At 55.5% G+C, this 19,997-nt stretch carries 22 protein-coding genes; 11 read left to right on the top strand and 11 right to left on the bottom strand.

Features of this window, described 5'->3' with window-relative positions; genetic code table 11:
• Positions 1-26: 26 nt before the first annotated feature.
• Positions 27-947, top strand: coding sequence for a glutathione ABC transporter permease GsiC (gene gsiC / locus ABLV07_RS07235; protein WP_020079290.1), 921 nt, complete (start codon positions 27-29; stop codon positions 945-947).
• A 1-nt stretch (position 948) separates the two neighbouring features.
• Positions 949-1,860: a glutathione ABC transporter permease GsiD gene (gsiD, locus tag ABLV07_RS07240; RefSeq protein WP_015367553.1), complete on the top strand. Its 912-nt coding sequence runs from the start codon at positions 949-951 to the stop codon at positions 1,858-1,860.
• A gap of 425 nt (positions 1,861-2,285) precedes the next feature.
• On the opposite strand, the gene rimO is transcribed toward gsiD, so the two are convergent.
• Positions 2,286-3,611 (bottom strand): 30S ribosomal protein S12 methylthiotransferase RimO, encoded by a 1,326-nt coding sequence (rimO, locus tag ABLV07_RS07245; RefSeq protein ID WP_015704839.1) that lies wholly within the window; start codon positions 3,609-3,611, stop codon positions 2,286-2,288.
• A gap of 257 nt (positions 3,612-3,868) precedes the next feature.
• Here rimO and bssR point away from each other — a divergent pair, with 257 nt between their 5' ends.
• Complete coding sequence (gene bssR / locus ABLV07_RS07250) at positions 3,869-4,252, top strand: biofilm formation regulator BssR (protein WP_015367550.1); 384 nt, start codon at positions 3,869-3,871, stop codon at positions 4,250-4,252.
• 104 nt (positions 4,253-4,356) lie between these two features.
• Positions 4,357-5,460, top strand: a complete 1,104-nt coding sequence (locus tag ABLV07_RS07255) for a PQQ-dependent sugar dehydrogenase (RefSeq protein WP_015704840.1) — start codon at positions 4,357-4,359, stop codon at positions 5,458-5,460.
• Positions 5,461-5,465: 5 nt separating this feature from the next.
• Here ABLV07_RS07255 and ABLV07_RS07260 read toward each other — a convergent pair whose 3' ends face one another.
• A complete protein-coding gene (locus tag ABLV07_RS07260; RefSeq protein ID WP_045364583.1) occupies positions 5,466-6,092 on the bottom strand; it encodes a glutathione S-transferase family protein in 627 nt (208 codons plus the stop codon).
• A gap of 256 nt (positions 6,093-6,348) precedes the next feature.
• On the opposite strand from ABLV07_RS07260, the gene dacC reads away from it, so the two are divergent.
• Positions 6,349-7,551 carry a serine-type D-Ala-D-Ala carboxypeptidase gene (gene dacC, locus ABLV07_RS07265; protein ID WP_032705602.1) on the top strand — a complete coding sequence of 401 codons (1,203 nt, stop codon included), beginning with the start codon at positions 6,349-6,351 and terminating at the stop codon, positions 7,549-7,551.
• Positions 7,552-7,579: 28 nt separating this feature from the next.
• On the opposite strand, the gene deoR is transcribed toward dacC, so the two are convergent.
• Together deoR and ybjG are read right to left on the bottom strand one after the other, a co-directional pair.
• Positions 7,580-8,338 (bottom strand): DNA-binding transcriptional repressor DeoR, encoded by a 759-nt coding sequence (gene deoR, locus ABLV07_RS07270; RefSeq protein WP_015367546.1) that lies wholly within the window; start codon positions 8,336-8,338, stop codon positions 7,580-7,582.
• An 86-nt stretch (positions 8,339-8,424) separates the two neighbouring features.
• Complete coding sequence (ybjG, locus tag ABLV07_RS07275; RefSeq protein WP_045359985.1) at positions 8,425-9,018, bottom strand: undecaprenyl-diphosphate phosphatase; 594 nt, start codon at positions 9,016-9,018, stop codon at positions 8,425-8,427.
• Between the two features lie 304 nt (positions 9,019-9,322).
• On the opposite strand from ybjG, the gene kdeA reads away from it, so the two are divergent.
• Positions 9,323-10,555 carry a multidrug efflux MFS transporter KdeA gene (gene kdeA / locus ABLV07_RS07280; protein WP_015704845.1) on the top strand — a complete coding sequence of 411 codons (1,233 nt, stop codon included), beginning with the start codon at positions 9,323-9,325 and terminating at the stop codon, positions 10,553-10,555.
• Positions 10,556-10,596: 41 nt separating this feature from the next.
• Here the strand turns inward: kdeA and ABLV07_RS07285 are convergent, their stop codons facing one another.
• A complete protein-coding gene (locus ABLV07_RS07285) occupies positions 10,597-11,409 on the bottom strand; it encodes a Cof-type HAD-IIB family hydrolase (protein WP_015367542.1) in 813 nt (270 codons plus the stop codon).
• The gene (locus ABLV07_RS07290; protein ID WP_015367541.1) at positions 11,409-12,611 is read right to left on the bottom strand and encodes an MFS transporter; all 1,203 of its coding nucleotides are present in this window, start codon (positions 12,609-12,611) and stop codon (positions 11,409-11,411) included. Before ABLV07_RS07290 ends, ABLV07_RS07285 begins: the two co-directional genes overlap by 1 nt.
• A 113-nt stretch (positions 12,612-12,724) precedes the next feature.
• Here ABLV07_RS07290 and ABLV07_RS07295 point away from each other — a divergent pair, with 113 nt between their 5' ends.
• Entirely contained in the window at positions 12,725-13,279 is a 555-nt protein-coding gene (locus ABLV07_RS07295) for a TetR family transcriptional regulator (protein WP_015704847.1), read from the top strand.
• On the opposite strand, the gene ABLV07_RS07300 is transcribed toward ABLV07_RS07295, so the two are convergent.
• Entirely contained in the window at positions 13,272-14,069 is a 798-nt protein-coding gene (locus ABLV07_RS07300; protein ID WP_047076963.1) for an SDR family oxidoreductase, read from the bottom strand. The genes ABLV07_RS07295 and ABLV07_RS07300 overlap by 8 nt on opposite strands.
• Before the next feature lie 211 nt (positions 14,070-14,280).
• Here ABLV07_RS07300 and ABLV07_RS07305 point away from each other — a divergent pair, with 211 nt between their 5' ends.
• Complete coding sequence (locus tag ABLV07_RS07305; RefSeq protein ID WP_020079285.1) at positions 14,281-14,502, top strand: hypothetical protein; 222 nt, start codon at positions 14,281-14,283, stop codon at positions 14,500-14,502.
• A 75-nt stretch (positions 14,503-14,577) separates the two neighbouring features.
• Here the strand turns inward: ABLV07_RS07305 and ABLV07_RS07310 are convergent, their stop codons facing one another.
• From ABLV07_RS07310 to ABLV07_RS07320, 3 genes are all read right to left on the bottom strand, one after another.
• The gene (locus ABLV07_RS07310) at positions 14,578-14,913 is read right to left on the bottom strand and encodes a hypothetical protein (protein WP_032714145.1); all 336 of its coding nucleotides are present in this window, start codon (positions 14,911-14,913) and stop codon (positions 14,578-14,580) included.
• Positions 14,914-15,086: 173 nt separating this feature from the next.
• On the bottom strand, positions 15,087-15,785 hold the full coding sequence (locus ABLV07_RS07315) for a DUF6216 family protein (protein ID WP_020079283.1): 699 nt from the start codon (positions 15,783-15,785) through the stop codon (positions 15,087-15,089).
• 395 nt (positions 15,786-16,180) lie between these two features.
• On the bottom strand, positions 16,181-17,866 hold the full coding sequence (locus ABLV07_RS07320; protein WP_015704851.1) for an aspartate:alanine antiporter: 1,686 nt from the start codon (positions 17,864-17,866) through the stop codon (positions 16,181-16,183).
• Positions 17,867-18,132: 266 nt separating this feature from the next.
• On the opposite strand from ABLV07_RS07320, the gene ABLV07_RS07325 reads away from it, so the two are divergent.
• Positions 18,133-18,516 (top strand): inner membrane protein YbjM, encoded by a 384-nt coding sequence (locus tag ABLV07_RS07325; RefSeq protein WP_015367534.1) that lies wholly within the window; start codon positions 18,133-18,135, stop codon positions 18,514-18,516.
• Between the two features lie 6 nt (positions 18,517-18,522).
• Here the strand turns inward: ABLV07_RS07325 and ABLV07_RS07330 are convergent, their stop codons facing one another.
• The gene (locus ABLV07_RS07330; RefSeq protein WP_015367533.1) at positions 18,523-18,786 is read right to left on the bottom strand and encodes a GrxA family glutaredoxin; all 264 of its coding nucleotides are present in this window, start codon (positions 18,784-18,786) and stop codon (positions 18,523-18,525) included.
• A 191-nt stretch (positions 18,787-18,977) separates the two neighbouring features.
• Between ABLV07_RS07330 and ABLV07_RS07335 the strand changes: the two genes are divergently transcribed.
• A complete protein-coding gene (locus ABLV07_RS07335) occupies positions 18,978-19,268 on the top strand; it encodes a YbjC family protein (RefSeq protein ID WP_015367531.1) in 291 nt (96 codons plus the stop codon).
• Positions 19,252-19,974 carry a nitroreductase NfsA gene (nfsA, locus tag ABLV07_RS07340; RefSeq protein WP_015704853.1) on the top strand — a complete coding sequence of 241 codons (723 nt, stop codon included), beginning with the start codon at positions 19,252-19,254 and terminating at the stop codon, positions 19,972-19,974. Before ABLV07_RS07335 ends, nfsA begins: the two co-directional genes overlap by 17 nt.
• The last annotated feature ends 23 nt before the right edge of the window (positions 19,975-19,997 follow it).

A 19,997-nucleotide genomic window follows, 5' to 3' on the forward strand; every position in this document is an offset into this window, starting at 1 on the left:
TCCCTCTGCCGAAATGGGAGGGGGCGATGCTGAATTACGTTCTGAAGCGCCTGCTGGGGCTCATTCCGACGCTGTTTATCGTCGCCGTTCTGGTGTTCCTGTTTGTACATATGCTGCCGGGCGATCCGGCGCGGCTGATCGCCGGGCCGGAAGCCGATGCGCAGGTGGTGGCGATGGTTCGCCAACAGCTGGGGCTCGATCAGCCGTTGCACGTGCAGTTCTGGCACTACATCACCAATGTATTGCAGGGTGATTTCGGTATCTCGATGGCTTCGCGCCGCCCGGTGACCAGCGAAATCGCCAGCCGCTTTATGCCGACGCTATGGTTAACGCTTGCCAGTATGAGCTGGGCGGTGCTGTTCGGCATGGCGGCGGGCATCGCCGCGGCGGTGTGGCGCAATCGCTGGCCGGATCGGTTGGGGATGGCGCTGGCGGTAACCGGTATCTCCTTCCCGGCGTTCGCCCTCGGCATGCTGCTGATGCAGGTTTTTTCCGTCGAGCTGGGCTGGCTGCCGACGGTCGGCGCCGACAGCTGGCGGCACTATATTCTGCCGTCGTTGACCCTTGGCGCCGCGGTGGCATCGGTGATGGCGCGCTTCACCCGCGCGTCGTTCGTCGACGTGCTGCATGAGGATTACATGCGTACCGCGCGGGCTAAAGGGGTGAGCGAAACGCTGGTGGTGTTGAAGCATGGTCTGCGCAACGCGATGATCCCGGTAGTGACCATGATGGGTCTGCAGTTCGGTTTTCTGCTCGGCGGCTCCATTGTGGTGGAGAAGGTCTTCAACTGGCCGGGGCTTGGCCGGTTGCTGGTCGATTCCGTGGAGATGCGCGACTACCCGGTGATCCAGGCGGAAGTGCTGCTGTTTTCGCTGGAGTTCATTCTTATCAACTTAGTGGTGGACGTGTTGTATGCCGCCATTAACCCGGCTATCAGGTACAAGTAAGGTGCGATTGCTCAACTGGAGAAGGGAAGCGGTTATCAACGCCATGCCGGGCGTTAAGCCCGGGCAGATCCGCACGCCGTGGCATGAATTCTGGCGGCGTTTTCGTCGCCAGCCGGTGGCGATGGCGGCGGGCCTATTTGTGCTGCTGCTGATTATCGTCGCGATTATCGCGCCGTGGATAGCGCCGTATGACGCGGAAAACTATTTTGATTACGACCGGCTCAATGAAGGGCCGTCAATGGTGCATTGGTTCGGCGTTGATTCGCTGGGGCGCGATATCTTCAGCCGTGTGCTGGTCGGCGCGCAAATTTCGCTGGCCGCAGGGGTTCTGGCGGTACTAATTGGCGCGCTAATTGGCACCGTGCTCGGCCTGCTGGCCGGTTACTACGAAGGCTGGTGGGACCGCATCACCATGCGTATCTGCGACGTGCTGTTTGCCTTCCCCGGCATTCTGCTGGCGATTGCGGTAGTGGCGGTGATGGGCAGCGGGATGGCCAACGTGATTATCGCGGTGGCGATATTCTCAATTCCGGCGTTCGCCCGCTTGGTGCGCGGCAATACGTTGGTGCTGAAGCAGCAGACGTTTATTGAGTCGGCGCGCAGTATCGGCGCCAGCGATACGACCATTCTGTTCAACCATATTTTGCCCGGTACGGTATCGTCGATAGTGGTTTATTTTACCATGCGCATCGGCGTGTCGATTATCTCCGCCGCCAGCCTGTCGTTCCTCGGCCTTGGCGCCCAGCCGCCGACGCCGGAGTGGGGGGCGATGCTGAACGAAGCGCGCGCGGATATGGTGATGGCGCCGCATGTGGCGTTATTCCCGGCGATCGCCATTTTCCTGACGGTGCTGGCGTTTAATCTGTTGGGCGACGGCCTGCGCGATGCGCTGGATCCGAAGATAAAGGGGTAGGGGACGAGCACGACGGTAGCAAAGTTGGTAGATACTGTTATCGGCTTGCAGCTGTTTCGCTCCAGGACAAAGGGTTGTCCTGTGCTGTTTCCGAGAACATTGCGCTCCCGATATTTCTTCTGCGTTATGGCTCTCATGGCGCAGGGAGCGCACAGAGGGCGGCCAGTCGCCGCCGCCCTCTGTACTCCCGGGCTCTGGCCGCCAAAATCGCCACTTCGTGGTACCTTCGACTTATCCCGGCAGGCTTCGGGTCGGGCCGAGGCAGCGTCCTTGCAAAACACGGCCCTCAGCCCGCATCCATGCGGGCTGCCCCGACCTTCCGGGAACGTCTCAGCGATTTTGAGGCCACCAACGGCGGCAGTTTCAGCAGCCATGGGGAAAGAGGTAGCCCGGATAAGGCGTAAGCCGCTATCCGGGAAGCGGGATTAGACCCGGGAACCCCACAGGTCATATTCGTCGGCGTGTTCGACTTTTACCCGCAGCACGTCGCCCGGTTTAACGTTGGTTTCACCGTTCAGATAGACCGCGCCGTCGATTTCCGGGGCATCGGCCATGCTGCGGCCAATCGCGCCTTCTTCATCGACTTCATCGACCAGTACCATAATTTCGCGGCCCACTTTCTCCTGCAGACGCTCGGCGGAAATCTGCTGTTGCAGCTGCATAAAGCGGTTCCAGCGCTCCTCTTTCACCTCTTCCGGGACCTGATCCGCCAGTTCGTTGGCGGTGGCGCCCTCAACCGGGCTGTACTTGAAGCAGCCAACGCGGTCCAGACGCGCTTCTTTCAGGAAATCGAGCAGCATCTGGAAATCTTCTTCCGTTTCGCCCGGGAAACCGACGATAAAGGTGGAACGCAGGGTCAGATCCGGGCAGATCTCGCGCCACTGTTTAATACGCGCCAGCTGACGGTCTGCTGAACCCGGGCGCTTCATCAGTTTCAGAATGCGCGGGCTGGCGTGCTGCAGCGGAATATCGAGATACGGCAGGATCTTGCCTTCCGCCATCAGCGGGATCACATCGTCAACGTGCGGATACGGGTAGACGTAGTGCAGACGCACCCAAATGCCGAGCTTCGCAAGCTCTTCACACAGGCTGACCATACTGGTTTTCACCGGCATACCGTTGTGGAAACCGGTGCGGTGCTTGACGTCAACGCCATAGGCGGAGGTGTCCTGCGAAATCACCAGTAGCTCTTTCACCCCGGCATCGGCCAGGCGTTTGGCTTCCGCCAGCACTTCGCCAATCGGGCGGCTCACCAGATCGCCGCGCATTGACGGGATGATGCAGAAGGTGCAGCGATGGTTGCAGCCTTCAGAAATTTTTAAGTACGCGTAGTGACGCGGCGTCAGCTTGACGCCCTGTTCCGGCACCAGGCTGAGGAACGGGTTGTGCTTCGGTTTTGGCGCATAGTGGTGGACGTGCTCCAGCACCTGCTCGTAGCTATGCGGCCCGGTAATTTCCAGCACCTTTGGATGCACTTCGCGGATTTGATCTTCTTTCGCGCCGAGGCAGCCGGTAACGATCACTTTGCCGTTTTCTTTTAAGGCTTCGCCGATCGCTTCAAGCGACTCCTGCACGGCGCTATCGATAAAGCCGCAGGTGTTGACGATAACCATATCGGCGTTGTCGTAGCTGGGAACCACATCATACCCTTCGGTACGCAGTTCGGTGAGGATACGTTCTGAGTCTACCAGGTTTTTCGGGCAGCCCAGGGAGACGAAGCCGATTTTCGGCTGGTGCGTGACATTGCTCATAGCTTAAAAAATGTTCATTTATTGGAATGGTCAGGGCAGGAATTCTACAGATCTTTGCGAAAAAGAGTATAGCCAGACGGCGATGAATGATGAAAAAGCGTTAGCGCAGCGGAGGCGTTTAAGCCGCGTTGTTGGCCGCCCAGGTTGTAACATTGTAAATAATGTTAATTGCTGTGTGATTATTGACCTCGCTCATGATTCCGCGCAAAAAATGACCATACTATGATTATGGTAATGGACGACAGAGGAGGACCGTGATGAGCGTTGACAGACGTTACACTAACCTTTTGAATAAGCTGATTAATGCCAATATCGATTTGGCGGCTTATCTCCAGCTTCGTAAAGCGAAAGGCTATATGTCAGTCAGCGAAAATGACCATCTGCGTGATAACTTGTTTGAGCTATGCCATGAACTGCGCGTACACGCGCCGCGTTTGCAGCACGCCATCGCGCCGGAAGAGATGGAAGCCTTCCGCCTTGCCGGCGAATCCGTCGCTTCGGCGGCGGTTTGCCTGATGAGCGGGCATCATGATTGCCCGGCTTATATTGCCGTTAACGTAGAGAAGCTAGAACGCTGTCTGTCGGGGTTGACGATGAATATTCACATTCTGAATAACTCAGCGCCAATGACCCACGCCTGAATCCAGGGGGAGGTGACTCCCCCTGTTAAAGTTTATGTAAAAATCCCTGCCTGACCGCCCACGCTGGCTACCCTTATCAGCAATGCTGACGAAAGGAGTGCGCCATGCGCCGATATCTCAAAATAACACTTATGACTGTGCTGCTGCCCATGGCGGCGATGGCCGCGCCGCGCGTTGAGGTGCTGCAGGATAACCTCGACCACCCCTGGTCACTGGCATTCCTGCCGGACAATGAAGGCGTGCTGATTACCCTGCGCGGCGGCGAACTTAAACGCTGGCAGCTCGATCAAGGATTATCGGCGCCCATTCGCGGCGTGCCGAAGGTGTGGGCCAACGGCCAGGGCGGCCTGCTGGATGTGGTTCTGGCGCCGGATTTTGCTCAGTCGCGCCGGGTATGGCTGAGCTATGCCGAAGCGGGCGATGACGGCAAAGCGGGGACGGCGGTGGGGTACGGCCGCCTCAGCGCCGACCTGCAAAACCTGGAAGATTTTAAAACCGTTTTCCGCCAGCAGCCGAAGCTCTCCACTGGCAATCATTTCGGCGGGCGGATGGTTTTCGATGGCAAAGGTCATCTGTTTATCGGTTTAGGCGAAAATAATCAGCGCCCGACGGCCCAGGATCTCGATAAGCTGCAGGGAAAAGTGGTACGCCTGACCGAACAGGGGGAAATCCCCAAAGATAATCCTTTCGTCGGCCGTACTGGCATCAGACCAGAAATTTGGGCTTATGGCATTCGCAACCCGCAGGGGATGGCGATGAATCCGTGGAGCGATACGCTGTGGCTGAACGAACATGGCCCGCGCGGCGGCGATGAGATCAATATTCCCCGGGCCGGGAAAAACTACGGCTGGCCGCTGGCGACGCACGGCATTAACTATAGCGGTCAACCTATCCCGGAAGCTAAAGGAAAGAGCGCACCGAATACCGAGGCGCCGCTGCATGTCTGGCCCGTCTCCCCGGCGTTGAGCGGTATGGCGTTTTACAACGCGTCAACTTTCCCGCAGTGGCGACATAAGTTGTTTATCGGCGCGCTGAAGGATGAGTCCTTGATTGTGCTCTCGGTGGACGGCAATACCCTCAGCGAGGAGACGCGGCTATTAAAAGATCGCGGCAAACGCATTCGCGATGTGCGCGTCGGGCCCGACGGTTATCTTTATCTGTTAACCGACGAGCCCGACGGTGAACTGCTCAAGGTCAGCCCGGAGTAATGACCTCAGGTGACCGGGATCATGACGACGTCGCGGAAGGCCTGGCGCTGCTGGATTTGCTGATACCAGCGCTGCAGATGGGGCCGCGGCTGCCAGCTGTCGAGGATGGAAAGCAGGTTATAAACGAACGGCGCCACCGCCACATCGCCAAGGCCGAACTCATCGCCAGAAAGCCAGGCATGCTTCGCCAGTTCATCGTCGAGCATGGCGAACAGCCCTTCACAGGCGTTAATACCCGCCTCAATGGCCGCCGGATCGCGCTGGTCCGGCGGCGTTCTGACCAGCCCCATTAATACCGGACGGTGCGCCGGGGACAGCGTAGCGTTGGCCCAGTCCATCCATTTTTCACCCTGCGCGCGCTGCACAGGCGACTCCACCCACAGACGGTTTTGCCCGTACTGCGCGGCAAGATAACGAATAATGGCGTTGGATTCCCACAGCACCAGCCCATTGGCATCGTCTTTGAGTAGCGGCACCAGGCCGTTCGGGTTCATCGCCAGATACTCCGGGTCGTGATTGAGACCATACTCCAGCCCCGCCAGAATCTGCTGATAAGGAAGATCCAGCTCAGCCAGCACCCAGCGTACTTTCTTCACGTTGGTCGAGTTATTTCTGCCCCATAACGTAATCATATCCGCTCCTGCATGTTATTTAATCGCCGTTGCAACATGGTGAGCAATCATGTTGGAATAAAGTTAATATTAAGGCAATCACGATCAAAAAAATTGCCTTGTTTTCAGCAGGCAGCGTCGTTATTGCGTAAACTTTAAAAACTTTACCAACTCGCTGTTTCTTTAAGGTCATTTGTACGCTTTACTCACCGCCTTGTGCTGTGCGGCAAGAGTGTTGCGGCATATTTTGTTTGGAAAGGATACTTGGGTGGCTCTTATGACGCATGATGCTTTTTCCCTTCGCGGCCTCGCGGCAGGCTGCGCGCTTTTACTTCTCGTGGCCCCTGCAGTGCAGGCGGCGGATCAACTTCCTGATGCGCCATCGATTGATGCGCGAGCCTGGATCCTGATGGACTATGCCAGCGGCAAAGTGCTGAGTGAAGGCAATGCCGACGAGAAACTCGACCCGGCCAGCCTGACCAAAATCATGACCAGCTACGTGGTAGGCCAGGCGCTGAAAGCAGGCAAAATCAAACTGACCGATACGGTCACCGTCGGCCGCGATGCGTGGGCCACCGGTAACCCGGCGCTGCGCGGCTCCTCGGTGATGTTCCTGAAGCCAGGCATGCAGGTATCGGTTGAAGACCTCAATAAGGGCGTGATAATTCAGTCCGGCAACGATGCCAGCATCGCTATCGCCGACTATGTCGCCGGCAGCCAGGATTCGTTTGTCAATCTGATGAACGGCTACGCGCAGAAAATCGGCCTGACCAACACCACCTTTAAAACCGTCCACGGCCTGGACGCGCCGGGGCAGTTCAGTACCGCGCGCGATATGGCGCTGCTGACTAAAGCGATGATCCATGATGTGCCGGAAGAGTACGCGGTACACAAAGAGAAAGAGTTCACCTTCAATAAAATCCGTCAGCCAAACCGCAACCGTCTGCTGTGGAGCACCAACCTCAATGCCGATGGCGTTAAAACCGGCACCACCGCCGGCGCGGGCTACAACCTGGTCTCTTCCGCGACCCAGGGCGATATGCGCCTTATCGCGGTAGTGCTGGGCACTAAAACCGACCGTATTCGTTTTAACGAGTCCGAAAAACTGCTGACCTGGGGCTTCCGTTTCTATGAAACCGTCACGCCAATCAAACCGGATGCCACCTTTATTTCCCAGCGCGTGTGGTTCGGCGACAGTAATGAAGTCAAACTGGGCGCCGGCGAAGCCGGATCGGTGACCATTCCACGCGGGCAATTGAAAAACCTGAAAGCCAGCTACAACCTGACTGAGCCGCAGCTCACCGCGCCGTTGGCGAAAGGGCAGGTGGTGGGCACCATCGACTTTAAACTCAATGACAAAACTATCGAACAGCGACCGCTGATCGTCATGGAAGACGTGAAAGAGGGCGGCTTCTTCAGCCGCATGGTCGACTTCGTGCTGATGAAACTGCACGGCTGGTTCGGCAGCTGGTTCTCTTAAGAGACAGGCCGCGCCCTACGGGGCGCGGTTAGTACAGCAGTGATATTTGCTTTTCTTTCGCCAGCGCCAACAGATCGTCATCCGGGCGAACGTCGCTGGCGATGACGTCAAAACGCGATAATTCCCCCATCCGCGCCGGCCGCACTTTGCCAAACTTACTGTGATCGACCACCAGCACATGGTAGCGAGCGTTGTTCATGGCCCAGTGTTTCACCGGCAGCTCTTCCAGGTTATAACAGGTCGCGCCTTGCTCGCAGTCGATACCGGCGGCGGAGTAGTAGGCGATATCCGGGCTGAGATGGCTCAAGGTATCCTGCAGGCTGAGCGGCAGAAAGATGGCGTTGCTGGCGTGGAATTCGCCGCCGCACAGAATAGCGCGACACAGCGGTTTTTCCTGCAGGGCGAGAAAGGTATTTAACGAGTAACACACGCCGGTAAACGGCAGCTCGTTATCGATGGCGTCGATGATCCATGGCGTCGTGGTGCCGCAGTCAAAAAAGGCCATCTGATGCGCTTCAAGCAGCCCGGCGGCATGGCGCGCGGCGCGGCGTTTTTCATCCACCAGACGGGTTTTCTGATCGCTCAGCAGATAGTGCGTGGCGCTACGCGGTTCCAGCACGATGTAGCCGCCCAACAGCACCACCGGGCCGCTGTGGCCGTTTAAATCGCGACGAATGGTCATTTCTGATACGCCAAGCAGCGAAGCTGCTTCTTTCAGGTGAAGTTTATCGCTGCGCTTGAGTGCCTGAATGAGCTGGTTAATGCGTTCGTCACGACGAGTTTCCATATACCCTCTGAGCTAAAATCGCCCTGCAAGGGCAGGGCGTCAGCTTGATTTTACCCGGCGGCGAGGGGTTCGTCACCTGTCAGACGTTAGCCGCGTACCCAGCCTTTACGAATCGGCAGCGAGAAGCAGAGACGATACAGGCGCTGCAGCCATTGGTAGAGACCATGACCGCCGCTCTGCCACAGCAGTTGCGCCCCAAGGCAGCCGCACATGCCGGCCAGCAGCCCGCCCAACATATCCAGCGGCCAGTGTACTCCCAGATAGACGCGCGACCATGCAATCGCCGAGGCGATGACCAGCAGCAGCGCGCCGGACCACACCCGGTGCCAGAATAAAAACGCCAGCGCGAAGGTAAAGATGACGGTGCCGTGATCGCTTGGGAACGAGTCATCCGCCGCATGATGCAGGAAGTTATAGCCGACGCCGTCAACAAACGGCCGGTCGTGTGGAAACAGATGACCGATAACCCACGAAATAGACAGGCTCAGGGCCAGGGCCAGCATGACCTTAAATACCAGCTGACGTTGGTTTGGCCCCCACAGCCACAGCGCCACCACCAGCAGCGGCACAATGATAATTAAGTCTTTGGCAATAAACGTGGCGACCTCAATCGCCCACCACGAGGAGGCCGGGGTGGCGTTAATCAGGGCAAACAGCGCGTAGTTGATATTTTCCAGCATGCTTCCAGTCTCTGGTTACGATGGCAATAAGCTGCTCACCTTATTGAAAGGCAACGATAGGGTAAAGCAGCATTGTCTTAATTATCAGTTTGTTACGAAATATATCCGTGAGATGCCCTTGCCGGTATTTCGCCAAAGCGAGTATATCGCCTGTAATCTCATTGAAACATAAACGAAATATAAATATTCGTTTCATGCCGGACCGCGGGCTGGCGATATTTTTCATTGTCACTCACAATTCACTATCTCCCCGGGTCGACTTTCATTAAACTTTGCGCGATTTTTTTTTTAATTAAGAGATTGCATGCAGAATTATTCGTTATCAGGTAAGCGCCTCGGTCGTCAGGCGTTACTGTTCCCGCTGTGCCTTGTGTTATATGAATTCTCCACCTATATCGGCAACGATATGATCCAACCGGGTATGCTCGCGGTGGTGCAGGAGTTTCAGGTCGGCAATGAGTGGGTCCCCACCTCTATGACCGCCTATCTGGCGGGGGGGATGTTTTTGCAGTGGCTGCTGGGGCCGCTGTCGGATCGTATTGGCCGCCGTCCGGTGATGCTGACCGGGGTAGTGTGGTTTATCGTCACCTGTCTGGCGACGCTGCTGGCGCAAACCATTGAGCAATTTACCCTGCTGCGTTTCCTGCAGGGCATCAGCCTGTGCTTTATCGGCGCGGTGGGCTATGCGGCTATCCAGGAGTCGTTTGAGGAGGCGGTGTGTATCAAAATTACCGCCCTGATGGCTAACGTCGCGCTGATTGCGCCGCTGCTCGGGCCGCTGGTCGGCGCTGCCTGGGTGCATATGCTGCCGTGGGAGATGATGTTCGTGCTGTTTGCCGTGCTGGCGGCCATCTCCTTTGTGGGGCTGCAGCGGGCGATGCCGGAAACGGCGACGCGGATGGGGGAAAGACTGTCGGTAAAAGAGCTGGGCCGCGACTATCGTCTGGTGTTGAAAAACCTGCGCTTTGTCGCCGGCGCGCTGGCGACCGGTTTTGTTAGCCTGCCGCTGCTGGCGTGGATTGCGCAATCGCCGGTGATTATCATCAGCGGCGAGCAGGCCACCAGCTATGAGTACGGCATGCTGCAGGTGCCGATTTTCGGCGCGCTGATCGCCGGCAACCTGGTGCTGGCGCGTCTGACCTCGCGCCGCTCGGTACGTTCGCTGATTATTATGGGCGGCTGGCCGATTATGTTTGGCCTGCTCCTGTCGGCGGCGGCCACGGTGGTCTCGTCCCATGCTTATCTGTGGATGACCGCTGGTTTAAGCTTCTACGCTTTCGGGATTGGCTTGGCTAACGCCGGGCTGGTGCGCTTAACGTTGTTCGCCAGCGAAATGAGTAAAGGGACGGTTTCGGCGGCGATGGGTATGCTGCAGATGCTGATCTTTACCGTGGGCATAGAGCTTAGCAAGCATGCTTATGAGCTTGGCGGTAACGGCCTGTTCAGCCTGTTTAACCTGCTGGGCGGGGTGCTATGGCTGGGGCTGATTATTTACTTCCTGAAAGATAAAAGCGTCGGCAGTTCGCAGCAGGCGTGATACGTAGTAAACCCGGATGCCTAAAGGCACCCGGGTTCTCATCAGGCGAACGGCGCTTCGCGATTCAATACCTTATCAATAATATGCAATACGCCTTCTTCGTTATTATGCGGGGCATGATGACTGGCGACGGCTTTGACCTCCGCTTTGGCATTCGCCATGGCGAAACCAAAACCGGCATGCTGCAGCATTTCAATATCATTGCCGCTATCGCCGAAGGCCACCACCTCATGGTTATCAATGCCCCAGCGCTCCTGCAAAATGCGCAGGCCGTTGGCTTTATGCACGCCAGGGATGATTAAATCGATACTGCCGTAGCCGGTGGCGACGGCGGTAACCATATCGCCCAGCGCCGCGTGTAGCTTCGGCTGAATTTCCGGGATCAGATGATCCGGCACGTTCAGGCCGAATTTGAGGATCGCGTCATCGAGATGGTTAAAATCATCCACCAGTTCGAGACGGTGATAGTACTTCGCCGCCACCGCTTTTAGCTCGTCGTTATAGCTATTGAGCGTATAGGCGCTGCGTTTGCCGCAGGCGATAATTTCGATATGCGGCAGCGTTTGCAGGTGGTCGACGACGGCGTTGAAATGCGTCGTCGGCAGCTGGCAGTTAAAGATATCCTCTTTACCGCTCACCACCCAACCGCCGTTTTCGGCGACGAAGGCGATTTCATCGACCAGCTCGGGGAAGAACGATATCAGCTGGTAATACTGGTTGCCGCTGGCGACCACGAAGCGAATGCCCTGTTCGCGCATGCGCTGATACTGCGCCAGAAAACGTGGGCGATTATAGGTCTTGGCATCGCTTAAAAAGGTGCCGTCCATGTCTACCGCAATCAGTTTGATGCTCATTAGCTATTCTCCATCACAGGTTCAGGCTGCGGTTTGGCTACCGCGCGGGCTACCAGCGCCGCCACCATGACCAGACCCAGTACTACCATCATGGCGCTACGCAGGCCAAAATGTTCGCCAAGGAAGCCCAGCAGCGGCGGCCCGACGAGGAAAGCCAGATAGCCGGTAATCGCCACGACGCTCACGCGTTTCGGCGCATCCGGGCCGGTATCGCTGGCGGCGGAAATGGTAAGCGGGAAACCGAGCGACGCGCCGAGCCCCCACAGCAGTACAGATACCCCTGCAACCCAGGTGCTGTCGACAAAAATAATCAACCCGATACCCAGCGCGCCCATTACCGCGCTGGCGCGTACGACGGTGACGCGACTGTAGCGGTCGATAAACCAGCCGCCGGTGAAGCGGCCGAGGGTCATGCCGAGGGTGAAACCGGCGTAAATCAGCGAACCGGAAGTGGGGCTAAAGCCATGGCCGTCGACCATCAGCAGCGGCAGCCAGTCGTTGGCGGAACCTTCGGCAAAGGCCATCGCCAGCACGATCACGCCGATCAGCAATAGCTGCACGTCGCGCCAGACCGGTAGGCCTTTGGCCTCGCTATGGGCGGATTCGGCGGCGTTTTTGCCGGTACCATCAGGGATGGCGCGAATGGCGATAAGGATAGGGGCAATCGCCACCAGCGCAGCGATCAGAATATGCGGCGCGGCGGGCAGGCCAAAACCGGTCACCGCCATACCGATGCCGGCGCCCACGAGGGTGCCGAAACTGTAAAAACCGTGCATCATCGGCAGCACGGTTTTATTCATTTCCCGTTCAACGGCGGCGCCTTCGACGTTAATCGCCACTTCCGCCGAGCCGAAGCTGGCGCCAAAGATAGCCAGCCCAAAGGCGAACAGCGGCGCGGAGGCGAGCCACAGCGCCAGGCTTAACACCAGCATGCCCGCCACGGCGCACAACATAGTTGTGCGGATGACTTTACGGGTACCGAAGCGCTTCACCAGCCATGCTGAACAGAGAATACCGCTCATCGAACCAATCGACAGGCCAAATAGCACCATTCCCATTTCAGCAGTGGAGAGGGTTAGTAAATCGCGAATCGCGGGCGTACGGGTGGCCCAGGAGGCCATCAATAAGCCGGGGATAAAAAAGAACATAAATAGCGCCCACAGCCGAAGCTGGAGGGCTTTGCGAGAAGTTTGCGCCGTCATCCATAAACGCCCGAGAAAGAAGAGTTGCAGACAACAGTAGCAAGGTTGTGTACATTTGTACACATTCCGCTATCGCTTGATTTGCATAGCGCACAGAGGGGAAAAACACACCGATGACCCGCAGACCAAACGATCCGCAGCGGCGCGAGCGCATCCTGCAGGCGACGCTGGATACCATCGCCGCGCACGGAATTCATGCGGTAACGCACCGTAAAATCGCCAGCTGCGCCGGGGTACCGCTGGGCTCGCTGACCTATTATTTTAGCGGTATTGAGGCGCTGATTGAGGAGGCGTTTCGTAACTTCACCGTCGAAATGTCGGCGCAGTATCAGCAATTTTTCGACGGCGTCGGCAGCCGCCAACAGGCCTGCGACGCTATCGCCGAGCTTATCTTCAGCGCCCAGGTGACCACCGCGCGCAATATGGAGTTAATGTACCAGCTGTACGCGTTTTGCAGCAGCCGACCAGCGCTGAAAACGGTCATGCAGAGCTGGATGCTGCGCAGTCAGCAGACGCTGGAGCAGTGGTTCGAACCGGCGACGGCGCGCGGGCTGGATGCGTTTATCGAGGGGATGACGCTGCACTTCGTCACCGATAGCGCGCCGCTGTCGAAAGCGGCGATTCGCCTGATGGTCGGGCGGCTGGCGGGGGAGAATAGCGCTAGCTAAGTGTCGCCCCCGCAGTGACGTTAACCACCGTGGCGGTCATCGCCGCCGCCGATGGTGAGGCGAGAAAGGTGATGACCCCGGCTATCTGCGCGAGCGTTGGTAACCGCTGCAGCATCGTGCCGTGCGCCGCACCACCCAGCCACTGTTCGACGCTCAAGCCCAGCGCCTGTGCTTTAGGCGCAAATACCTCGGCAGTATAAGAACCCGCCAGCGCCGCATCCGCTATCGCGTGTGACCGTACGCCGAGCACGCGGATATTTTTCTCCCCCAGTTCGCTGGCCAATGCGTTGATAAAGGCTTCCATTGCGGCGCAGCCGACGATATGGCCGAGGTGTCCAGGGATGGCCATCGCCGCGGAAGGAGGGATAGTGGTAATAATGACGCCCTCGCGTTCGCCACCCATCCACGGCGCCACTGCCTTAGCAATAATAAATTGGGCATCGAGAAAGGGGACAAAACCCTGGTGATAATCGGCAAGGGATAATTGTGCCAGCGTTTTCCCCTGATTGTGAAGAAAGCCGGTGGCATTGACTACGATATCAATCCCGCCGGTTCGCCCGGCCAGGTTGGCCACCTGCGCGGTGGTTTGCCCGCCATCCAGCACATCCAGTTGCAGGGGCTCGACGCTCCCGCCTGCGGCGCGAATCTCAGCCGCCGCCTTTTCCAGCTTATCCGTCTGCCGGGCGGCCAGAAAGATCCGCGCGCCTTCTTTCGCCATGGCGAGCGCCGCCGCGCGGCCAATCGCGCCGCTGCCGCCGAAAATCACCACGGTCTTATCTTTAAGCAACATGAAGAGCGCCTTATGTGGGAGTGGATCAGCAAAGTATGGGTGAAAAAATAGACCGCGCAAGTAGGGGGGAGTTACGTTTAGGGATTGATTTTCTTTATTAGGTGTTTGTTTAACTTTTTGATTTAATAAGGGAATGCTTTAATTATTACTGGCCAATAGACGCGCTTTTGATTAGCCTTGGGTTACCTGATGCAGGGATAAGAAAGAGCCAATGAAACCAAAAAGATTCTCTTCAAGCTATGTTTGTAAAAAGATCTGCATTCATGCAATCAATATGTTTGAAGCTGTCGGAACGGGCAGCTTCTCTATCGCCGCTGTGGTTTGTTTTATTGCTCTGGATGGCTGGTTATTCAAGCTGGGTGGTTTCGCCATCTGTTTTTCGCTGGTGTGCTTGATAAGCTTTATCGCGGATTATTTAAGAGGGGATATTTAAGTGGCATGTTGAGGACATATCAGTTATACAACATAGGGAGAACGTATCGTACTGATGAAAAAATTGCTTGTTAAATTAATTTGGGTAGAGTTTCTTTCTTAAGAATGTTATCGCTTTCCATGAAAGCGGATAAGGTGTAGCTATTAGTGCAAAGGCGCAGCAAACTGCAGTCACAGCAAAGTAAGCCAGACCATAACCGGTATCATTAGTCAGCACCGCGTAGCTACAAAAGATAAGCAGGGCAATGATGATGATACAGGACATGTAAAAACGACGCCTTAGCTCCACCAACAAGACCTGCAGGCTTTGATCTTTACGTTGTGGACTCTCAAGTCCTTTTCGCAGCATATTGATCTCTTTGCTGGTAAAACCGTGCTTCTGAAGTGTTTGTTCCTGCTGTACATCAATCATGTTTTTACCTTCAACCGAAACACCTCTTAATCGTTGCGGACAATAATATCAATAATTATCACAGGATGATAGGCTCTGCAGTTCCAGTAACAATATTACCGGAACTGATAATATACGTCGTGCAAATGACAAATGTAACAGAGTTCTCACCCCCTAAGCTAAAGTCTGGAGTGCTATGTTAGATAGTCATAGGCTTTTTCATGCTCCCGGATAATGAATTTTTTAAGTCTGAGAGTATATATTAACGTCAATATTAAGCTGGTTATGAACCATATGCAGCCAACGGTAATGATCGAGATGAGAAAGGTGATGACAGGTTTATTGTGAGTGGTATCTTTAATGGATTTCATTATGTTCTCTTTGTCATCTGTATTGGTGAAGGATTCACAAATAAATCTCCCTAGTTGTGGTGTTATTATTTTGTCATTTGCCAGTTGCGTGGCCTCGCCAGAGAGACAGCTTTTTTCTGTGAGATGCCATGAGGGATGGAATGCGTGTTCTGATGCTTCTTTTTCCGAGATTAAAAACCATTCATCCGTTTCTTTAAGAATTAAAGATGTCCAGCCCGGACGTACTTGTAATAGCTTTACGCCATAATATGAACTGGTTGCTAAGCTGCCAAAAAGAAATAATAAGACGATGGAAAACAATATCACATTTGCGCGAGTCAGCCTGGGTATCTCTTTTGTCGATATTTTGATCATGAAAAATCGAATTCGCCATGTGCTTAATTTGGCTTTTTTATATATATCATCGATGTCATCTAAAGGTTTGTTTAAGTAATTTAAGATGGCTTTTATGATGGGCAGGGCGGTGATAACTGTCCCTATCATTTCTTTGCTGAATATATTAATAAGACTTTGCGTTAACATCTGAATTCCTTATCAGTAGAAGTAAAGTATCAACACTACGTTTTACATAGCAGGTTAAGTACGTCAATTCAATAGCAGTAACTATCGGACGTTGAGGAAGCGCTTTTCTGCGAGGAGAAAGCAAGACCAGAGACTGCTGTTAAGACGGGGGCGGTTTTCACGGGAGGGGCATTGCATGCAGAAACGAGTTGTCTGCTAAGAGGTTGATTCTAAGGAAGCTGAATTTCAGGCAACAAAAAACCCATCAACCTTGAACCTAAACGGCGGGGTTGATGGGCTCCACAAAATGGGGACATCAAAGAAAAGCAGTGGCACTAGTTATGACTGACGTCCTGGGAAAAAGTTCTGTTCATCACCGATTTTTTTGCGAAAAAGTTAAAAATTTTCGGCCGGGACTAGCCAAGGCCCGGCCAGATGATGACGATTAGCGTACCGGCAAGGGTGAGCAGCACGTTGGCAATAGCGTAAGTGCCAGCATAGCCGAGTGCGGGAATGTTGCTGCGCGCGGTATCGCTGATAATTTCCATCGCCGGGGCGCAGGTGCGCGCGCCCATCATCGCGCCGAACAGCATCGCGCGGTTCATGCGTAGCACATAGGCGCCGAACAGGAAGCAGATCACCACCGGCACCAGGCTGACGATAAGACCGGCAGCCAGCATTTGCCCGCCAATGGCGCCCAGACCGTTATTAATACCCGCGCCGGCGCTCAGGCCGACCCCGGCCATAAACACCATCAGACCGAACTCCTTAACCATGTTCAATGCGCCCTGCGGGATATAGCCGAAGGTCGGATGGTTGGCGCGCAGGAAGCCAAGCATAATGCCGGCGAACAGCAGGCCGGCGGCGTTACCGATGCCGAAGCTGAACGAGCTGAACTGGAAAGTGATCATGCCGATCATCAGGCCGACGATAAAGAAGGCGCAGAAAGCCAGCAGATCGGTCACCTGGCTGTGAATCGAAATAAAGCCGATGCGGTCAGCGACGGTTTTTACGCGGCGGGCGTCGCCGCTCACCTGCAGCACGTCGCCTTTATTGAGCACCACGTTATCGTCGATTGGCATCTCAATCTGGCTGCGGATCACCCGGTTTAAGAAACAGCCGTGATCGGTCAGCTTCAGCTGCGCCAGGCGGCGGCCGACGGCGTTATGATTCTTAACCACAATCTCTTCGGTGACGATACGCATATCGAGCAGGTCGCGGTCAAACACCTCTTTACCGTTACGGAAGCTTGGGTCGAGGCGGGCATGGGCGTCCGGGTAGCCAACCAGCGCGATATCGTCGCCCATCTGCAGTACCGCGTCGCCATCCGGGTTCGCCAGGATACCGTTACGACGAATACGCTCGATATAGCAGCCGGTCTGGCGGTAAATTCCCAGCTCACGAAGATTTTTGCCGTCCGCCCACGCGACCAATTCCGGGCCGACGCGGTAGGCGCGGATAACCGGCAGATAGACTTTACGCTTGGAGTCGGTATCCAGACCGCGCTCGCGGGCGATCTGCTGGGCGCTGGTCTGCAGATCCTGATGCTGCAGCTTCGGCATATAGCGCGCGCCGACGATCAGGCTCACCAGGCCAACCAGGTAAGTCAGGGCGTAACCCAGGCTCAGGTGGTCAAGCGACTGCGCCAGCTGATCGCTGGGCAGGCCAAAGTGGCGTAGGGTATCGCCAGCGCCCACCAGCACCGGGGTGGAGGTCATAGCGCCCGCCAGCATCCCGGCGGTCAGGCCGATGTCCCAGCCAAACAATTTGCCCAGCCCCATAGCGATTAACATCGCGCTGGCCACCATCACCAGCGCCAGCATTAGATAGTTTTTGCCGTCGCGGAAAAAAATCGAAAAAAAGTTGGGGCCCGCTTCGACGCCGACGCAGAAAATAAACAGCATAAAGCCAAGATTTAGCGCATCTGTGTTAATGGCGAAGTGCTGCTGACCTAATAATAAAGAAACGACTAAAACGCCAATGGAATTACCAAGTTGTACTGACCCGAGGCGAAGTTTCCCCAGGCAAAGACCCAGTGCGAGTACAACAAACAATAACAGGATGTAATTCCCGTTTAACAAATCTGCGACGTTTATATTCACGAAAGCCAACTTCTCGTTTACTAGTAAGTTGTTGAAGGAAATGGTTTTTTGGTCTAAGGTTGCTCAAGCGTTCGCACTATGCCGAACGTTATTCTGGCATCCCGTTAATACCGATAAAACAGTGCCGCTAGTTTAATCTTTCCTGGTTGCTGCGGCTAGTCACAATCGTTTTACTCTGACGGGAGCGTTATAAGCATGGACTGCCAGAATGCTATTTCTGACTGGATGAAGTGAAAGATAGTTAGAGGCGAAATCAGGAGGATGTCGTGAAATCTGAGCGCGCGTGGGCCGGTATAATTTGTGGGTTCTTTCTGTTTATTGTGGTCTGTTTATCGCTGTTGCTGCATATGAAAGGGGCTTTTCGGCAAACGGGCAACCCCGAGCTTGGACTGCTGTTCTTTGTGCTACCTGGCGCCGTGGCGAGCTGTTTATCCCCCGGAAGGCGCGTCATACGTCCGCTGATTGGCGCCATGCTGGCGGCACCGGTTTGTCTGGTGGTGATGCGGATGTTCTTTATTACTCATCGATCGTTTTGGCAGGAACTGGCGTGGCTTTTTAGCGCGGTCTTCTGGTGCGCGCTCGGGGCGCTATGCTTTTTATTTATTTGCGTCTGGCTGGACGCCAGACGCAGGCACTCAACGGAAGAGTGAAGTCTCTCAGGCAAACAGGCCGAGATTTTCCTTCGCCCAGGCTTCGAAATCCGTGCAGCCGCCGATGTGTTTCTGATCGACGAAAATCTGCGGTACGGTTTCTACCGGCTTACCGACGGTTTTTTCCAGATCGGCTTTGCTGATGCCTTCCGCGTGGATATCAATGTAGCGATAGCTGAAGTCATCGCGCTCGGTGCTCAGTTTCTCAGCCAGTTCTTTAGCGCGAACGCAGTACGGGCAACCTGGGCGACCAAAAATAACGGTAAACATGCTTCTCTCCTTAAATCTCAGCCGGATGGCGAATGTGGCTATGATGCCGCGTTCCGTTAGCAAGGGGAAGAAGGTTTTACCTTTTATAGCGATGGTTGCGGGTTATGCTTGATCAATATCATCTGCTGCAAGACCCTATACAGATGCGCCAGCGATGCGCTGTGCGCGGCATGAGTATATTGAGGAGCGTTATGCGATCGCCTGCCGCATTACCCAAAAGTATTCTGATTGTTGAGCTCGTCGGCATGGCGCTGCTGACGTTGGCCTGGCTGTCATTAAACCAGTATGTTCAGCTGCCTGCGCCATTTGCCAGCCCGACGGCGGCGCTCATCATGATCTTTGCCGGGATCCTGCTGATGATCCCGGCGGCGATAGCCTTAATGTGGCGAATAGCGAAAATTGTCGCGCCGCAGTTGACCGATAATAAGACCTCATCTTCTACCCCGTCCGAACGAGAAAAACACCATGACGCCGACCATTGATCTGCTGCGTAACCACCGTTCCATCCGCCATTTTACCGACGCGCCGATTAGCGACCAACAGCGTGAGGCGATCATTGCCGGGGCGCAAGGGGCTTCCAGCTCCAGCTTTTTACAATGTACCTCGATTATTCGCATTACCGACCCGCAGATGCGTGAGCAGCTGGTTGAGTTGACCGGCGGCCAGCAGCACGTGGCGCAGGCAGCGGAGTTTTGGGTATTCTGCGCCGATTTCAACCGCCACCTGCAAATTTGCCCGCAAGCGCAGTTGGGACTGGCTGAACAGCTGCTGCTGGGCGTCGTCGACACCGCGCTAATGGCGCAGAATGCCTTAATCGCCGCGGAATCCCTGGGATTAGGCGGCGTCTATATTGGCGGCCTGCGTAATAACATTGACGCGGTAACCGAGCTGCTGCAGCTGCCGAAACACGTGTTGCCGCTGTTTGGCCTGTGCCTTGGCTGGCCTGCTGACGACCCGCAGGTTAAGCCACGTATTCCGCCTGCGATGCTGGTGCATGAGAATCACTACCAGCCGCTTGATCAACAGGTGCTGGCGCAGTATGACGAACAGCTGGCGGACTATTATCTGACGCGCGGCAGCAATACCCGCCGCGATACCTGGAGCGATCATATCCGCCGCACCATCATCAAAGAGAGCCGGCCGTTTATTCTCGATTATTTGCATAAACAGGGCTGGGCAACGCGCTGATTCCCTATACACTTCAACCTGCA

Origin of the sequence: Klebsiella sp. CN_Kp097, assembly GCF_040064495.1 — a bacterium.
GTDB classification, from domain to species: Bacteria; Pseudomonadota; Gammaproteobacteria; order Enterobacterales; family Enterobacteriaceae; genus Klebsiella; species Klebsiella aerogenes.

Coding starts and splice junctions, on each gene's coding strand:
- kdeA (WP_015704845.1), top strand. CDS start 9,323: ATGCAGAATTATTCGTTATCAGGTAAGCGCCTCGGTCGTCAGGCGTTA.
- ABLV07_RS07305 (WP_020079285.1), top strand. CDS start 14,281: ATGAAACCAAAAAGATTCTCTTCAAGCTATGTTTGTAAAAAGATCTGC.
- ybjG (WP_045359985.1), bottom strand. CDS start 9,018: ATGCTGGAAAATATCAACTACGCGCTGTTTGCCCTGATTAACGCCACC.
- nfsA (WP_015704853.1), top strand. CDS start 19,252: ATGACGCCGACCATTGATCTGCTGCGTAACCACCGTTCCATCCGCCAT.
- bssR (WP_015367550.1), top strand. CDS start 3,869: ATGAGCGTTGACAGACGTTACACTAACCTTTTGAATAAGCTGATTAAT.
- ABLV07_RS07285 (WP_015367542.1), bottom strand. CDS start 11,409: ATGAGCATCAAACTGATTGCGGTAGACATGGACGGCACCTTTTTAAGC.
- ABLV07_RS07295 (WP_015704847.1), top strand. CDS start 12,725: ATGACCCGCAGACCAAACGATCCGCAGCGGCGCGAGCGCATCCTGCAG.
- ABLV07_RS07290 (WP_015367541.1), bottom strand. CDS start 12,611: ATGACGGCGCAAACTTCTCGCAAAGCCCTCCAGCTTCGGCTGTGGGCG.
- ABLV07_RS07310 (WP_032714145.1), bottom strand. CDS start 14,913: ATGATTGATGTACAGCAGGAACAAACACTTCAGAAGCACGGTTTTACC.
- ABLV07_RS07255 (WP_015704840.1), top strand. CDS start 4,357: ATGCGCCGATATCTCAAAATAACACTTATGACTGTGCTGCTGCCCATG.
- ABLV07_RS07335 (WP_015367531.1), top strand. CDS start 18,978: ATGCGATCGCCTGCCGCATTACCCAAAAGTATTCTGATTGTTGAGCTC.
- ABLV07_RS07300 (WP_047076963.1), bottom strand. CDS start 14,069: ATGTTGCTTAAAGATAAGACCGTGGTGATTTTCGGCGGCAGCGGCGCG.
- dacC (WP_032705602.1), top strand. CDS start 6,349: ATGACGCATGATGCTTTTTCCCTTCGCGGCCTCGCGGCAGGCTGCGCG.
- ABLV07_RS07260 (WP_045364583.1), bottom strand. CDS start 6,092: ATGATTACGTTATGGGGCAGAAATAACTCGACCAACGTGAAGAAAGTA.
- deoR (WP_015367546.1), bottom strand. CDS start 8,338: ATGGAAACTCGTCGTGACGAACGCATTAACCAGCTCATTCAGGCACTC.
- rimO (WP_015704839.1), bottom strand. CDS start 3,611: ATGAGCAATGTCACGCACCAGCCGAAAATCGGCTTCGTCTCCCTGGGC.
- ABLV07_RS07315 (WP_020079283.1), bottom strand. CDS start 15,785: ATGTTAACGCAAAGTCTTATTAATATATTCAGCAAAGAAATGATAGGG.
- gsiC (WP_020079290.1), top strand. CDS start 27: ATGCTGAATTACGTTCTGAAGCGCCTGCTGGGGCTCATTCCGACGCTG.
- ABLV07_RS07330 (WP_015367533.1), bottom strand. CDS start 18,786: ATGTTTACCGTTATTTTTGGTCGCCCAGGTTGCCCGTACTGCGTTCGC.